Below are 14,704 nucleotides of genomic sequence, written 5' to 3'. Positions count from 1 at the left end.
TGGGTCAGCTGAAGCAGAACGCCTGGGTGCCGAAGCTCCAGCACTGGACCTGCTTGCCGGTGGAGTTGCTGTTGCCGGTCTTGTCGGTCACGGTCAGCTTGACCGCGTAGTTGGCCTGCTTGTTCGGGTAGGTGTGGCTGGTGGTCGCGCCGGTGCCGGTCTGGCCGTCGCCGAAGTCCCAGGCGTAGGCGTCGATGTCGTTGTCAGGGTCGGTGCTGCCGCTGCCGTTGAACGAGCACTTGTCGCGCTGGCAGGACACGGTGAAGGAGGCGGTCGGCGGCTGGCCGGCCGGGGGCTTGCCCGCGCGCACCGACTTGGTGACCGGGGCCGAGACGGCGCCCTTGTCGTCGGTGACGGTCAGGGTGACCCGGTACTCGCCGTCCTTGGCGTAGGTGTGCGCGGGCTTGGCGCCCTCGCCGGTGGCGGTGTCGCCGAACTCCCACTTGTAGCCGGTGATCGAGCTGCCGCCGGTGCCCGGCTTGGACGCCGAACCGTCGAAGGAGCAGGTCAGCGAGTTGGCGCAGTCGCCGGTGAACTCGGCGGTCGGCTTGCCGGGCTGGGTGCCGCCGCCGAACTTGCTGACGTCGAGGAACTTGTTCGGCGAGCCGGGACCGATGTTGCGCACCACGCCGGACTGGGCGTTGGTCACGATCGCGTCCCGCACCTGCTGCGGGCTGGCCCCCGGGTTGGCGGCCAGGTACAGCGCCGCGCCGCCGGTGACGTGCGGGGCGGCCATCGAGGTGCCCTGCATGCCCTTGCTGCCGGTGTTGTTGGAGTTGCTGGCCGAGTTGATGTTCGAGCCGGGCGCGTAGATGTCCACACAGGACCCGTGGTTGGAGTAGCCGGCCTCGGTGTTCTGCTCGTCCTGGGTGGCCGCCACGGTGATCGCCTCCGGCACCTTGGCCGGGCTGACGTTGCAGGCGTCCTGGTTCTCGTTGCCCGCCGCCACGACCCAGGAGATGCCGGCCGCGATGGAGTTCTTCACCGCCCGGTTGATGCCCTCGGGGTCCGCGCCCGCGCCGCCGGAGGTCCAGCTGGCGTTGACCACCGCGGGCTTGCGCGCGTTCTGGGTGACCCAGTCGATGCCCTTGATCGCGGCCGCGTCCGGGCCGTTGCCGTCACAGCCCAGCACCTTGACGCCGACGATGGTGACGTCCTTGGCCACGCCGTATGCCTCGCTGCTGGAGGTGCCACCGGTGTGCGTGCCGTGGCCCTGGTCGAACTGGCCCTTGCAGTCGTTGACGTTGTTGTCGTTGTCGATGAAGTCGTAGCCGGACTTGGCCCGGCCCTCGAAGGAGACGTGGTCCAGGTTCAGCTCGGTGTCGGTGTTGTACACGGTGACGCCGGTGCCGGTGTTCGGGTACTTGTAGGTGCCGTCGTTGGCGCCGTCGACCTGGTCCAGGCCCCAGGGCGCGTTGGGCTGCTCACCGGCCGGCGCCTTGACCGCGGCCGCGCGGACCCACAGCGACTGCTGCACGAAGTCCACCTTCGGATCCGCGGCCAGCCGCTCGGCCTGCCGGGGCGAGAGCGCCACCGAGAAACCACGCAACGCGGCTGAGTATGTGTAGCCAAGCTTGCCGCCGTAGGTCTCGGCCAGCGCGGCGGATTCGTTGCTGACCGCGGTGGCCGCGGCGACGTCCAGGGATCCGGCCCCGCGCAGGCCCACGATGTACTGGCCGGGGATGGCCTGCGCCGCGCCCGCGTTGAGCACCACGCCGGTGGCCTCGGCCTGGGCGGCCTGACCGGCGGCCAAGGCCAGCGCGGTGCTGACGATCAGTGTTCCGAGTGTTCTTCGCATGCGGTGCTCCGTTTGTGTCGCAGGGGAAACGGATGCAGTGAGCATGGTCAGCGCGGGTGCGGCCGGACAATCCGAGGACCTATCCGTAGCGGTACGGATTTATTGCCCTACCGACCGGGTGGTTGGCACCGGGTCCGGCGACTTCGGTAACCTCGGCCGCCGGTGATCATCACGATCGGGGGTTCGTGGACTGATGGCAGAGGACTGGATTCCGAGTGGACTCGATCTCGGGCGGCCCAGTGCGGCCCGGATCTATGACTACCTGCTCGGCGGCGGGCACAACTTCGCGGTGGACCGGGAGTTCGCCGAACGCGCCATCGCCGCGCACCCGGGGGCCAGGGACCTGGCCCAGCTCAACCGCGCCTTCCTCTACCGAGCGGTCGGTTTCCTGGTCAGCCAGGGCGTGCGGCAGTTCCTTGACCTTGGCTCGGGCATCCCGACCCGCGGCAACGTGCACGAGATCGCCCAGTCCGCCGCGCCCGGCAGCCGGGTGGTCTACGTCGACTACGAGGACGTGGCCGTCGCGCACACCCAGTTGTTGTTGCGGCACAACGACAACGCCGAGGTCGTGCACGCCGACGCGGCCGATGTGGACAAGGTGCTGTCCGCACCGGCCACCCAGCGGCTGCTCGACTTCAGCCAGCCGGTCGGCGTGCTCGCCATGACCCTGTTCCACTACTTCTCCCCGGAACAGGACCCGTTCGGGGTGGCCGCCCGCTACCGGGATGCCGTGCCCTCGGGCAGTTACTTCGCGCTCACCCACCTCACCGACCACCTGGTCGGCGCGGCCACCGGCGAGATCACCGAGCGGATGCGCGGCACCCGGGATTCGGTGTACGTGCGCGATGTCGACGACATCGGCAAGCTCTTCGGCGACTTCGACCTGGTCGAGCCGGGCCTGGTGCGGACATGGGAGTGGCGGCCGGAAACCCACCTGGGCGCCGGGCCGCCCGCGGACGGGGACTGGCTGTGCGCGGGGGTCGCGCGCAAACCCTGAGCGGGTGCGCGGAAGGGCAGCCCCAACGGGCCGACCTCGTTGTCCGGCAACGGGCCCGCTCCTAGCCTGGGCTGGGAGGAGAGGGCGGTGCCATGGCCGAATTCGAGTCCACCAGCGAGCGTGCCAGGGGCGTGCGCCCGCCGGTGACCAGCACGCAGGCCGGGCCGGGCGCCGCGGTCGCGCCCTCGGCCACCGCGCTAGGACCGGACTTCGCCGCGGTGCCGGTCAGCGGCAGGCTGACCCCGGCCGAGATCACCCGGATCATGCTGGCGGCCAAGGACCTGGACGAGGCCAAACTGCGCCTCGGCCTTGGCCCGGTGACCGACCAGGCACTGCACGATTTCCTGGTGCGCAACGGTTTCCGCCCCGCCCAGCCCGCCTGGACCGGACCGACGGTCAAGGCGACCCCACCGGGCATGGAGATCGTCGGGCAGATCATCTACCGGCAGTCCACGGACGGACTCGGTTTCGTGGCCAGTTATGAACTCGGAAACCGGCAGGAGCTGGCGAACCGGCAGACCGAGGCGAACCGGGACGCCTCACTCCGCGCGGCCGCCGGGTTCATGCAGGCGCTGGCCGGTCCGATGACCGACACCGGCCCGAAGCTGACCAAGGGCTCGGCCAATCCCGCGGTACAGCCCCGCGCCGGAGCCGCCACCGGGCCACCGACCACCACCAGGACCGGTCCCAACCGACCGGTCGGTACCCCATTGGTGCCCGGCCGGACCGGAAAGCCGGTGCCGCCCAGGGGAATCCGGCCGATCGGGACCGGCGACACCGCGGGCCCGTCCAACCGGTCGGTAGCCGCGGCGTCACCACAGCCGGGGATCCAGGTCGCCGAACAGGTGCGCGCGGCCCGCGAGTACTTCCCGGGACACGACGGCGCGGTCGGCTCGCTGCTGGTCGAGGGGCGCCCGCCGATGCGGATCAAGAGCGGGGTGGACGGCGGGCCCTCCGGCGGCACCCACCGAGGTGGCATCCCACGCGGCGAGGGCCACGCCTTCACCGCGGGCGGGCCCAGCCAGGGCAACATCGCCACCCACGTCGAGGGCCACAGCGCCGCGATCATGCACCAGCAGGGCATCCAGCGGGCCACCCTGGTGGTCAGCCAGCCGGAGTGCAAGGTCTGCGCGGCCAACCTGCCCAGCGCGTTGCCGCCCGGCGCCGAACTCCGGGTGATCCATCCCGGCGGCAGCGAGACGATCTACCGCGCCAACCACGCCCGCTAGCACCGGATGGCCCAGCGGGCCGAACAACGCCGCGCCGCGCACGCGAGAATGGGGGCGGAATAGCCGCCCCCATTCTCAGTGCGTTATTTCTCAGACGCCGATGCAGGAGACGCTGGTGAAGGCGCCCTCGCTGGTCTTGGTGGAGACGACCTTGCCGTCCACGGTGATCTTGCAGGTAACCGAGCCGCCCTTGGCCCCATTGGTGACCACCAGCGAACCGCCCTTGAGCGCGCCCTTGTTCTCGGTCTGCTTGGTCCAGGGGAGCTTGGTGACCTTCTCCTCCTGGGTCTTGAGCACCTCGCCGTAGATGACCGTGACCTCGGTGGCGGTGCCGGTGACCTCGTATTCCACCTTGGCCACCCGGTCCAGCTCGGCGCGCACATTGTTCACCGCCATGGCGGTGACGATCGTCCAGGTGATGCAGATGCCGAGGCCGACCACCGAGGCGGCCAGACCGGCGATCGTCAGGCCCTTGTTGTTGGCCTTGCGGTTCTTGATCCGGACCAGTCCGATGGCGGAGAAGATGATGCCGAGAATGACCAACGGCCACGCGATCGTGCCGATAATCGGGATCAAGGAGATGACAAGCCCTACCAGGCCGAGGATGAAACCAGTGGTGCCAATGCCATTGCTCGGCTGCGGCGCGACCTGCATCGGCTGGACCGGCGGGTAGGGGTGCTGCTGGGACACGAACAAATTCCTCTCGCAAGAAAATCCAGGGATCCGGCGAAGAAGAAAACTGCTCGCCGTGGATTTGTACCGGGCAGACCCTAGAGGTGGTCCGGTCGTTTTTCCAGTCGCTTGCCGTCGTTTCACTGACATATCGCTAACGCGCCGCGTTAGCCGCCGGGAAATCGCAGTCGCGCAGTGCCCCGGCGAGCAGTCCGGCGTACTCGGGCAGCCCGTGCCCGTCCGCCTCGGCGATCGCCGTCACCAGGTTGCCACATTCCGCGGTCAGCCACCGCCTGGCCTGCTCCGCCCCGGCCATCGGCGCCGGACCGGTCGCCGGCAGCGGGGCGTGCGGACGGTCCGGGAACAGCAGCCGGGCCGCGGTCCGGGCGCTGTGCAGCAGGCAGTCGAACAGCCGGCGGGCGGCGGCAGTGCGTTGCGCGGCGCTGTCCTCGGCCAGCGCACGCTCGGCGGCGTACTCGCGCAGCAGGTCAGGCAACCCGAACCGGTACCGACCGTTCGGTTGGATCAGGTGCGCGGCGACCAGGGCATCCAGCAACCGCCCGGTCTCCGCGACCGGCAGGCCGGTGATGGCCGCCGCGGTGGGGATGGTCAGGTCGCGCACGGGCGCGATCGCGGTCAGCCGGAACAGGCGGCGCACCGGGTCGGCGAGCCGGGTGTAGGACAGGTCGAAGGCGGCCCGCACCGAGGACCCGTCCAGCGCGAGCCCACCCAGCCGGTCCCCACTCCGCAACGCGGCCACGTGCGCGGCGATCGGCACCCCCGGCCGCCCCGCCAGGTCCACCGCGGTGATCCGCAGGGCCAGCGGCGACTGCCCGCACAGGTCCACCAGATCGGCCACCGCCTGCGGTTCCGCCGCCAGCCGCGCCGCCCCGAGCACCTCACCCAGCAGATCCCGCCCCGCCTCGGCCGCGAGCGGCCCCAGTGACAACGCCACCGGCACCCCACGCAGCCGATCCCGGCTGGTCACCACCACCAGACACCCGTCAGCCGCTCGCAGCAACGGCCGGATCTGCTCGGCGTCACGCGCGTTGTCCAGCACCAGCAACACCCGCCGCCCACCCAACACCGACCGGCACCGCGCGGCCAGCTCCTCGACATCCTCGGCCAACTCCTCGGCCGGAATCCCGAACGCCCGAGACAACCGGGTCAACGCCGCGGCGGCGCTCAACGGCGGGTCCTGGCTGTACCCGTGCAGATCCAGGAACAGGTGCCCGTCCGGGAACCAGTGCGCGACCCGATGCGCCCACCGCACCGCGAGCGCGGTCTTGCCACTGCCCGGCGCCCCGGTGATCGCCACCACCGGCATGTCTACCGACCGTTCGGTAGGCAGCGCCGCGGTCAACTCGGCGAGTTCGGCGCCCCGCCCGAACAGCACGGCATGATCCGGCGGCAACTCCCGCGGCACCGGCACGACCTCCACCGCGGGCCGGGCGAGCAGCGGATCACCGCGCAGGATGGCCTGGTGCAAGGAGATCAGCCCCGCCCCCGGCTCCACCCCGAGTTCGCGGACGAGCAGGGCACGCGCGACCCGGTAGGCGGCCAGCGCCTCGGTCTGCCTGCCCGAGCGGTACAACGCGAGCATCAACTGCCGGTGAAACCCCTCCCGCAACGGCTGATCCCTGGTCAGCCCGAACAACTCCGCCACCAGCTCCCCATGCCGCCCCAACCCCAGATCCGTCTCCACCCGCCTTTCCAAGGCCCGCCACCGCTCCTGTTCCAACCCCACCACCAGCGTCCGCCGCAACACCGCCGAAGGCACCCCGGCCAGCGCGGGCCCCCGCCACAACTCCAGCGCCCGCCGCAACAACGCGTTCTCCCGCCGAACCTCCCCCGCCGCGGCGGCTTGCTCCACCAACCGCCGAAACCGGTACAGGTCAACGATTTCCGGATCGACCACCAGCGAGTACCCATCCGCCCGAGTCCGCAGTACCCCCTGCTCCCCACCACCGAGCACCCGCCGCAACCGTCCGATGTAGACCTGCAGCGTCGCCCGCGCCCCCACCGTCGGCTGCTCCCACAACACCGCGACCAACCGTTCGGTAGGCACAGTGTGGTTGGCGTGCAACAGCAAGGCGGCCAGCAACACCTGGAGCTTCCCGGCGCTGACCTGGACCGGCCCCGCGGTCGAGTGCACCTCCAGCTCGCCGAGCAGTCGTAAGTCCGTGATCGTCCCCATTTGTTGGTTCTTAGCAGGGATTCGCAGGGGTTCGTGACCGGCTAACCGCGCTGGACGGGTTTGCGTTAGCCGGGCAACAGGGCGGCGTTAGTGGCATAGCGGCGTTATCGCCGAGTTGGGCCGATAGAGCATTGCCGGGCCCGCGCCGCTGCGGTAAGGCTGGCGGCATGGCGACCCGCGTGTTCCTGGTAGACGACCACGAGATCGTTCGGCGCGGGGTGATGCACCTGCTGGCGGCACACCCCGACATCGAGGTGGTCGGCGAGGCTTCCTCCTGCGCCGAGGCACTGGCCAGGGTGCCCGCGGTGGGGCCGGCGGTGGCGGTGCTGGACGTGCGGCTGCCGGATGGCAACGGGATCGAGTTGTGCCGGGAGTTGCGGTCGGCCGCGCCGGAGTTGCGGGTGCTGATGCTGACTTCTTTTGGCGACGACGAGGCGTTGATGGACGCGGTACTGGCAGGCGCGGCGGGTTTTGTGCTCAAGCAGGTGCTGGGGCATGACCTGGTGGGGGCCATTCGCACGGTGGGGGCCGGGGGTTCGTTGCTGGACGCGCGGACGACGTCGGCGCTGCTGGCCAGGGTGCGGCGGGAGCGGGAGCAGGACGATCCGCTGAAGGCGTTGACCCATCAGGAACGCACGGTGCTGGAGTTGATCGGCGAGGGGCTGACCAATCGGCAGATCGGGGACCGGATGTTCCTGGCGGAGAAGACGGTGAAGAACTACGTGTCGCATTTGCTGGCGAAGCTGGGGATGGAGCGGCGGACGCAGGTGGCGGTGTACGCGACCAAGCTGCGCCGGACGTAGTGGGACGGCTGGTACCCGTGCATTAGTGCACAATCTGTTTGCGCAGACACGGATCGCTGCCATTGACTGGTCGTGGTGACAGAACACGACGCGGGCAGGACGGTGCGATGGGCGAGGTCGTTCCCCTGGGAGTGGCGGCCGGACTGCTGGCGTGGTGTGTGGTGGCCAATGTGGCTGCGGAGACCGCGCACGGGCCTGGTGGGCAGGAGATTCGCCAGGGGCTCAAGCATTTCGCGCCGGGTGCGAAGGTGTGGGTGTTGCCGCCGCAGTGGGGTGATGGCGGGGACAACGTCATGGTCATCGGGCGGCATCGGGGTCGCGGGCCGGGGCGGCTGACCCGGATGGTGGTGGCGCGGGTGCACCTGACCGACTTCCGGGTCCAGGGTGTCTACCGGGCCGCCGTTCACCGCGAACTCATCCGGCCGTGGCAGACCGATCCGTACTGGAACTGGGCTGAGCCCTTCCGCCAGTGGGAGTCCCGCGAGGAGGCCGAGCAGATCGCCGCGTACTGGAATGCGGTGCGCGCCAATACGGCCGGAGTGAGCCGACCCCGGCGGCGGGGCGATCTCCTCGGGACTATCGAGGTGCTCGGCACTGCGACACCTGAGACCGTGCACCCGTGGCTGGAGCTGTCAAGCCAGGTCAGCTGGCTGGTCGAGAAGTTGTTCGGGAATCCGGCCGATCCCGCGGCCGCGGTCGGTGGGCTGCTGCGGGATCAGGCTGAGGTGGAGGTGATCGTCGGTCTGCTCGGACCGCTACGGACTCTCGCTGACGAACTCGGCTGTGACCGGCCCAACGCCGACTACCTCGGCCACCGCGACTGGCCGGGGATCGCCGCCGCGGCCCGGCGCGCGTACGCGGTGCTGACCAACCGGTCGGTCGACTGACGCAGAATGGTCTGATGAGCGAGGTCGTGGATGCCGGACTGCTGGCGTGGTCCGTGGTGGCCAATGTGGCTGCCGAGACCACGCACGGACCCGGTGGGCAGGAGAATCGCCAGGGGCTCAAGCACTTCTCGCCGGGGACGAAGGTGTGGGTGCTGCCGCCGCAGTGGAGTGATGGCGCGGAGTGCCTCATGGTCGTCGGGCGGCATCGGGGTCGCGGGCCGGGGCGGCTGGCCAGGATGGTGGTGGCCCGGGTGTACCTGGTCAACTTCCGGGTCCAGGGTGTTTACCGCGAGGCCGTGCACCGCGAGCTTGTCCGGCCGTGGCAGCCCACGCCCCACCGGCATTGGGACGGGCCGTTGCGCCAGTGGGGGTCCCGGGAAGAGGCGGAGGCGGCGGCCGCCCGGTGGAACGCGGCGTGTGCCTGGCAGGCCGGGGTGAGCCAGCCTCGACGGCGTGGCGATCTGCTCGCGGTGCTCGATGTGCTCGCCACCGCCTCCGCGACCATGGCGCCGTGGTGGGAGCTGAGGTTCGTGGTCCGGCGGCTGGTGGCGGAGTTGTTCGGGGAGCCGGCCGATGTCCCGGCCTCGGTCGGCGGGTTGCTGCGGGATCAGGGTGAGGTGGCGGCGATCGCCGGGGTGCTCGGACCGGTGCGGGCCATTGCCGACGAACTCGGTACCGACCGGTCTGATGCCGATTACCTCGGGCACCGCGACTGGCCGGGGGTCACCACCGCGGCCCGGCTCGCGTACGCGGTATTGACCAACCGGTCGGTCGGCTGACGCAGAATGGTCGGATGAGCGAGGTCGCCGCCGAGGGCGTGGACGCTGAACTGCTGGCGTGGTGTGTGGTGGCCAATGTGGCTGCCGAGACCGCGCATGGCCCTGGTGGGCAGGAGAGTCGCCAGGGGCTCAAGCATTTCGCGCCGGGTGCGAAGGTGTGGGTGTTGCCGCCGCAGTCGATGCACCGGGTCGATCGGCTGATCAAGGAGTTGCTGGCGACCCCGGACGACCTCGTGCCCGTCGCCGGCGGGCTGTTGCGTGATCAGGTTGAGGCAGCAGCGCTCGCCGATCTCCTCGGCCACCGCCACTGGCCGAGGATCGCCATCGCCGCCCGCGTCGCGCACACCATGCCGACCACCCAGGGCTAGTCCAGCGGGACCGTCCAGTGCAGGCGGGTGCCCGCGGGTTCGGCGGGGGCCAGTTCGACCGCACCGCCCCGGCGTTCGGCTCGCTCCCGCAGGTTCGCCAGCCCGCTGTGTACCGCGTTGGCGGGGATGCCCACGCCGTTGTCGGTGACCTCCACGGCCAGCTCCGCCCCGGCCTCCACCCGCACCACCACCTCGGTCGCGCCCGCGTGCCGGACGGTGTTGCTCAACGCCTCCCGCAGCACCGCGTCCACCTCGGGCGCCAGGTCCGGCGGGACCAGGGTGTCGATGGCGCCGGAGAGGCGGACCGAGGCGGCCAGGTGGGTTTGGCCGGTGACCTCGGAGACGGTGTCGAGCAGGCGGCGGCGCAGGCTGGTGGGGGTGGCGGTGGGTGGGGTGTGCAGGTCGAAGATGGAGGTGCGGATCTCGCGGACGGTCTGGTCGAGTTGTTCGACCGCCTCCTGCAGCCGGGCGCGGGCCAGGTCGTCGCCTGCCAGGTGCATGGTGCCCTGCAGGGTCAGGCCGGTGGAGTAGAGGCGTTGGATCACGTGGTCGTGCAGGTCTCTGGCGATGCGGTCGCGGTCGGCGAAGACGTCCAGCTGGCGTTGGGTGCGGTGTTTCTCGGCCAGCTCCAGGGCCAGGGACGCTTGGTTGGCGAAGGAGGCGAGGACCGGGACCTGGTCGGGTTGGAAGGCGGCGTGGTCGCGGTGGCGGGCGGCCAGCAGCAGGCCGGTGGCCCCGCCCTCGGCGCCAAGGGGGACCGCCAGGGAGGAGGTGAGGTCGTGGGTGCGGGCGATGGCTTCCAGCATGGGATCGGTGGCCGCGGACAGGTCGGGGATCAGCACCGGGGTGGCGGTGTGCTGGGCGATGGGGCTGGAGACCGGGCGGTCCAGGATGTCCTCGGCGCCGGTGCCCATGGCGGCGGCGACCACGTAGCCCTCGGCCGGTTCGTCGGGGGTGAGCAGGATCAGGGCCAGGTCGGCGGCGGAGAGTTCCAGGGTGCGCTGGGCGATCAGGCGCAGGGCGTCCTGGGCCGAGCAGCCGGAGAGCAGCGCGGTGGTGATCTCGCTGGTGGCCTCCAGCCAGCGTTGCCGCCTGCGGGCCTGCTCGAACAGCCGGGCGTTGTCCACCGCCACCCCTGCCGCCGCGGCCAGGGCCTGCAGCACCACCTCGTCCTCGGCGGTGAACTCGGCGCCGTCGCGTTTCTCGGTCAGGTACAGGTTGCCGAAGACCTCGTCGCGGACCCGGATCGGCGCGCCCAGGAATCGGCGCATCGGCGGGTGGTTGGGCGGAAAACCCACGCAGGACGGGTGCGTGGTCAGGTCGGACAGGCGCAGCACGTGCGGGTCCTCGCTGAGTGAACCGAGCAGCCCCTTGCCCTCCGGCAGCTCGCCCATGGCGGCGCGGGTGTCCTCGTCGATGCCGATGTAGATGAACTGGCTGAGTTCGTCGGCGGTGCCGAGCACGCCGAGGGCGCCGTACTGGGCGTCGACCAGCTCGGTGGCGGCCAGCACGATGCGGCGCAGCGTGGAGTCCAGTTCCAGCCCCGAACCCACCGCCATCACGGCGTCTAGGAGGCCCTGTAATCGATCCCGGGTTTTGACGATCTCGGTGAGCCGGTCCTGCACCTCGCTGAGCAGCTCGTCGAGCCGTAGGCCCGCGGTCACCGGCGTGCTGTCGGCGAGTCGTCGGGTGCCGTGCTGCGGACGCATCTTGGGGGCTCCGTGGCGGTATCGCGGTCGGTGTTCAGTTTGACAGAGTGTCACGGCTTGTCACCCGGCGGAATCGGGGAGATCACCCCTAACCGTAATGGCGTTCGGTTGTGACGCGGCGAGCACCAGGGACCTTGGACCGTGTCGGCGGCCCGTCCGGAACGGCACGGTGGGGGCCCGGTGTGCGGCGGGAGGCGGGTGGCGATGGCGGATCCGGCGAGACCGGCCGGGCTCAGTTCGGCCGAGGTGGCGTTGCTGCGGGCCCGGCGCGGGCCGAGGGAACTGTCGCCGGTGGCCCGATTCCTTGGTGTGCTGTGCGGTCCGCCCGCACTGATGCTGGTGCTGTCCGGGCTGTTCGACCTGCTGGGCTGGCGGCAGACCGGCAGCGGCCTGATCACCCTGGCCGCCGCGGTGCTGCTGGCCGGATGGTCGGCCGGGGTTGGCGCGCACGCCCTGACCGCGCCGGTGCGCACGGCGACCGTGCTGCGGGACGGGCGCGCGCAACCGGTTGCGGTGGACGAACTGGTGTGCGGCGACCTGCTGGTGCTGACCCGTGGAGACATCCTGTCAGCCGATCTGTCCATTGTGGACAATCAGGGGCTGGTGCTCGACGGTGGACCGGTGGCCGGGGCGGTGGTGCTGGCCGGATCGGGGCTGGGGCGGGTGCGCTCGCTGCCGGTCGGTTCGACCACGGCGGACCGGTCACCGGCGGCGTTACGGCTGCTGGCGGTGCTCGCCGCGGTGACCGCGGTCCTGCTCGCCGCGGTGCTCGGCCTGCGGGCGCCGGGGGAGTGGCCGCACTGGCTGGTGCTGGGCCTGGTGCTGCTCGCCGCCGTGTGCGCGGTGCGCCCGGCCACGGTGACCGCGCTGGCCCGGACCATGGCGGCGCGGCGGCTGGCGGCGGCCGGTGTGGTGGTGCGGGATCCCCTTGCGGTGGACGCGCTGGCCCGGTTGTCCGTGCTGTGCCTGGACGGCGACGGCCGGAGCGGCTCGCCCAAGTTGTCCGCGGTGATCCCGGCCCCCGGTCACGAGCTGCCGGGGCTGTGGCTGGCGGTGCTGCGGGTGGTCGGTCCGGCGGAAGAGGGTCCGGTTGAGCACGCGGTGCTGCGGACGGCGGCGGGTGCGGTCGAGCAGACGTTGCCGCCGGTGGGCCTGCTGCTGCACCGGCGGCAGGCGGACTACGGCCGGGTCGCCGCGCACCGGCTGGGCCGGGCCACCGTGGTCACCGTGCTCGGCGACCCGGAATCGCTGCTGCCGCACTGCGCCCCGGACGAGCGGTTCGCCCTGGCCGTGGCCGAGCTGACCGGCGGCGCGCACCGGGTGCTGGTGCTCGCCCAGACCATCGCACAGTCCACAATGGACATCGAGGGCGACCGGCCGCCGCCGGGGCTGGAAGTGGTGGGACTGCTGGGCCTGTCCGACGCGACCCGGCCTGCCTGGCCAGTGGCCGAACTGCGCCGCGCCGGCGTGCGGGTGGCGCCGGTCGGTGACCCGGCCGCGGCCCTGGAAATCGTCGCGGCGCACCGGTCGGCGGGTGAGGTGGTCGCCGTGGCCAGTGACCGGCTCACCTTCGCCCGCGCCCTGCTGGCCGCCGACCTGGGCATCGCCACCGACAGTCCGGCGGCGAACCTGCGCGTGCCGGGGCCGTCCGCGCTGCTCGCCGCGATCCGGCACAGCCGCCGGGCCGCCCGCAACCGGCACGCCGCCCTGACCTACCTGGCCGCCGCCGGACTCGCCCTGCTGCTCACCGTGCTCGGCGCGACCCTGCTGCTCCCGGTCCCGCCGCTGTACCCGGCACAGTTGGCCTGGCTGGCGCTGGTAGCCGGGGTGCTGCCCGCGACCACGCTGGCCGTGGACCACGCACCCGGCGACCCGCTATATCAACTACCGCAACGGTTCCGGCTACTGGCCGCGCTACCCGACGCCGTCCTGCTCGCCGCGTTGTCCTTGCTGTGCGCGACTTCCGGCGACCCGGCGGAGGCCAGGACCCGGCTGCTGCTGTCCCTGCTCGCCGGTCAACTCGCCCTCGCCCTGGTCCGCCGCGGCGAGCGCTGGCCACTGGAATCCGGCTGGGCCAGCACCCGCCGCACCCCGCTGCTGCTGGCCGGGACGCTGGCGTTTTCCGTTGCCCTGACGGCGGTCCCGGTACTGCGGACCGCCGTCGGACTCACCTGGATCGGCCTGGACGGCCTGGCCCTGGTACTGCTCGCGGGCCTGCTCGCGCTTATCCTCAGACGTCCACGTGCCAGTGCATGGACAGGGTCCCCCGCTTGGCCTCCCGGTTGGACGCTTCCACGCCGACCCAGCCGTGCAGCACGCCGTCGTCGTCGATGACCTGCAACTGCGGCTTGACGTGCGAACCGCCCGCGTAGCAGTCGCTGCCGCCCTGACGCAGGCAGGTGCAGTGGTGCTCGTAGTAGTTCTTCCGCCCGCCCTCCGACGCCAGGTAGTACCGGATCGCCCTGGTCTCACCGGGTTTGCAGGCGGTGCAGGCGTCCGGGGAGCCGACGGGCAGGCCCGCGCTGAGGCAGTCGCCGTTGCACTGCTTCCAGGCCGTCGAGGTGAGGTCCATGATCGAGGCTTTGGTGCCGGTCTCGATCTTGCCGGTCTTCACCACATAAGTGATGGAGTTCTGCCGGCCCAGGTACTTGTGCCGCGGGACCTTGTTCAGCGGCACAAAGGTGTCGTGCGGGGCGTTGCTGCCGTAGCCCTGGCCGATGTTGGCCCCGTAGCTGGAGCTGGCCAGGCCGATCGAGCTGAGCTTCGCGGTCGGCTTGCCCACATTCCAGGTCTCGGTCTGCCCGCCGTCCCAGGTGATCACCACCTCGGTGCCGTTGTTGGTGTAGGTGCCGTTGAGCGACTTGGTCGGCGCGCCCGCCTGGAACCCGCCGGAGGTGTGGATCTCGCAGGCCTTGCCCACGCAGCCGGCCGAGGTCGGCTTGATGTTGGCGTGCGGGTAGCCGGTGCCCCAGTCCCAGAACCAGAACGACTCGGTCACCGTGCCGTTGCCGTTGAAGTAGTACATGGCCAGCCGGGCGAAGGACTGCTTCCCGGTGCTGTCCGGGTGGAAACCGCCGATGCTGACCGCGTAGATCCGCTTGCCGCCGGGGTAGTCCACCGCCTGCGCCATCCCGGGCGCGGTCGCCGCGGTCGCGGTGAACACCAGCGTGAGCGCCAGCAGCAGTCGCCAGCAGGCCCCGAACATCCGCTTCATCGCCTGATCCCCTCATCCCACCGGTGAAAGTCCGGGGAACCTACCACTCGG

At 71.0% G+C, this 14,704-nt stretch carries 12 protein-coding genes; 7 read left to right on the top strand and 5 right to left on the bottom strand.

The window, feature by feature from the left end; genetic code table 11:
* Window positions 1-4: 4 nt before the first annotated feature.
* Window positions 5-1,798, bottom strand: a complete 1,794-nt coding sequence (locus tag HNR67_RS32160) for a S8 family serine peptidase (RefSeq protein WP_185005934.1) — start codon at window positions 1,796-1,798, stop codon at window positions 5-7.
* A 193-nt stretch (window positions 1,799-1,991) separates the two neighbouring features.
* On the opposite strand from HNR67_RS32160, the gene HNR67_RS32155 reads away from it, so the two are divergent.
* Together HNR67_RS32155 and HNR67_RS32150 are read left to right on the top strand one after the other, a co-directional pair.
* On the top strand, window positions 1,992-2,795 hold the full coding sequence (locus HNR67_RS32155) for an SAM-dependent methyltransferase (protein WP_185005932.1): 804 nt from the start codon (window positions 1,992-1,994) through the stop codon (window positions 2,793-2,795).
* Window positions 2,796-2,887: 92 nt separating this feature from the next.
* Window positions 2,888-4,024, top strand: a complete 1,137-nt coding sequence (locus HNR67_RS32150) for a DddA-like double-stranded DNA deaminase toxin (protein WP_185005930.1) — start codon at window positions 2,888-2,890, stop codon at window positions 4,022-4,024.
* Between the two features lie 90 nt (window positions 4,025-4,114).
* Here the strand turns inward: HNR67_RS32150 and HNR67_RS32145 are convergent, their stop codons facing one another.
* Window positions 4,115-4,714 (bottom strand): DUF4190 domain-containing protein, encoded by a 600-nt coding sequence (locus tag HNR67_RS32145; protein WP_312988484.1) that lies wholly within the window; start codon window positions 4,712-4,714, stop codon window positions 4,115-4,117.
* A gap of 136 nt (window positions 4,715-4,850) precedes the next feature.
* The gene (locus tag HNR67_RS32140) at window positions 4,851-6,893 is read right to left on the bottom strand and encodes an AfsR/SARP family transcriptional regulator (RefSeq protein ID WP_185005928.1); all 2,043 of its coding nucleotides are present in this window, start codon (window positions 6,891-6,893) and stop codon (window positions 4,851-4,853) included.
* Window positions 6,894-7,060: 167 nt separating this feature from the next.
* On the opposite strand from HNR67_RS32140, the gene HNR67_RS32135 reads away from it, so the two are divergent.
* The 4 genes from HNR67_RS32135 to HNR67_RS32120 all read left to right on the top strand — a co-directional run bounded on the left by HNR67_RS32135 (window position 7,061) and on the right by HNR67_RS32120 (window position 9,730).
* Entirely contained in the window at window positions 7,061-7,696 is a 636-nt protein-coding gene (locus tag HNR67_RS32135; protein WP_185005926.1) for a response regulator, read from the top strand.
* A 107-nt stretch (window positions 7,697-7,803) separates the two neighbouring features.
* The gene (locus HNR67_RS32130) at window positions 7,804-8,583 is read left to right on the top strand and encodes an SCO4402 family protein (RefSeq protein ID WP_185005924.1); all 780 of its coding nucleotides are present in this window, start codon (window positions 7,804-7,806) and stop codon (window positions 8,581-8,583) included.
* Between the two features lie 14 nt (window positions 8,584-8,597).
* Complete coding sequence (locus HNR67_RS32125; protein WP_185005922.1) at window positions 8,598-9,362, top strand: SCO4402 family protein; 765 nt, start codon at window positions 8,598-8,600, stop codon at window positions 9,360-9,362.
* Window positions 9,363-9,376: 14 nt separating this feature from the next.
* Window positions 9,377-9,730, top strand: coding sequence for a hypothetical protein (locus tag HNR67_RS32120; RefSeq protein WP_185005920.1), 354 nt, complete (start codon window positions 9,377-9,379; stop codon window positions 9,728-9,730).
* Here HNR67_RS32120 and HNR67_RS32115 read toward each other — a convergent pair.
* Window positions 9,727-11,439, bottom strand: coding sequence for a GAF domain-containing sensor histidine kinase (locus HNR67_RS32115; RefSeq protein ID WP_185005918.1), 1,713 nt, complete (start codon window positions 11,437-11,439; stop codon window positions 9,727-9,729). The genes HNR67_RS32120 and HNR67_RS32115 overlap by 4 nt on opposite strands.
* Before the next feature lie 204 nt (window positions 11,440-11,643).
* On the opposite strand from HNR67_RS32115, the gene HNR67_RS32110 reads away from it, so the two are divergent.
* Window positions 11,644-13,773 carry a cation transporting ATPase C-terminal domain-containing protein gene (locus HNR67_RS32110; protein ID WP_185005916.1) on the top strand — a complete coding sequence of 710 codons (2,130 nt, stop codon included), beginning with the start codon at window positions 11,644-11,646 and terminating at the stop codon, window positions 13,771-13,773.
* Here the strand turns inward: HNR67_RS32110 and HNR67_RS32105 are convergent.
* Window positions 13,670-14,653 carry a hypothetical protein gene (locus HNR67_RS32105; protein ID WP_185005914.1) on the bottom strand — a complete coding sequence of 328 codons (984 nt, stop codon included), beginning with the start codon at window positions 14,651-14,653 and terminating at the stop codon, window positions 13,670-13,672. The genes HNR67_RS32110 and HNR67_RS32105 overlap by 104 nt on opposite strands.
* Window positions 14,654-14,704 lie beyond the last annotated feature (51 nt).

This window comes from Crossiella cryophila, from assembly GCF_014204915.1.
GTDB classification, from domain to species: domain Bacteria; phylum Actinomycetota; class Actinomycetes; order Mycobacteriales; family Pseudonocardiaceae; genus Crossiella; species Crossiella cryophila.
The sequence above is the reverse complement of the archived record's forward strand: the minus strand, read 5'-3'. Positions and strand labels throughout refer to the sequence as shown.

What these genes read in the sequence shown, in the direction of transcription:
- HNR67_RS32160 (WP_185005934.1), bottom strand. Translation starts at nt 1,798, where the DNA reads ATGCGAAGAACACTCGGAACACTGATCGTCAGCACCGCGCTGGCCTTG.
- HNR67_RS32155 (WP_185005932.1), top strand. Translation starts at nt 1,992, where the DNA reads ATGGCAGAGGACTGGATTCCGAGTGGACTCGATCTCGGGCGGCCCAGT.
- HNR67_RS32150 (WP_185005930.1), top strand. Translation starts at nt 2,888, where the DNA reads ATGGCCGAATTCGAGTCCACCAGCGAGCGTGCCAGGGGCGTGCGCCCG.
- HNR67_RS32140 (WP_185005928.1), bottom strand. Translation starts at nt 6,893, where the DNA reads ATGGGGACGATCACGGACTTACGACTGCTCGGCGAGCTGGAGGTGCAC.
- HNR67_RS32135 (WP_185005926.1), top strand. Translation starts at nt 7,061, where the DNA reads ATGGCGACCCGCGTGTTCCTGGTAGACGACCACGAGATCGTTCGGCGC.
- HNR67_RS32130 (WP_185005924.1), top strand. Translation starts at nt 7,804, where the DNA reads ATGGGCGAGGTCGTTCCCCTGGGAGTGGCGGCCGGACTGCTGGCGTGG.
- HNR67_RS32125 (WP_185005922.1), top strand. Translation starts at nt 8,598, where the DNA reads ATGAGCGAGGTCGTGGATGCCGGACTGCTGGCGTGGTCCGTGGTGGCC.
- HNR67_RS32120 (WP_185005920.1), top strand. Translation starts at nt 9,377, where the DNA reads ATGAGCGAGGTCGCCGCCGAGGGCGTGGACGCTGAACTGCTGGCGTGG.
- HNR67_RS32115 (WP_185005918.1), bottom strand. Translation starts at nt 11,439, where the DNA reads ATGCGTCCGCAGCACGGCACCCGACGACTCGCCGACAGCACGCCGGTG.
- HNR67_RS32110 (WP_185005916.1), top strand. Translation starts at nt 11,644, where the DNA reads ATGGCGGATCCGGCGAGACCGGCCGGGCTCAGTTCGGCCGAGGTGGCG.
- HNR67_RS32105 (WP_185005914.1), bottom strand. Translation starts at nt 14,653, where the DNA reads ATGAAGCGGATGTTCGGGGCCTGCTGGCGACTGCTGCTGGCGCTCACG.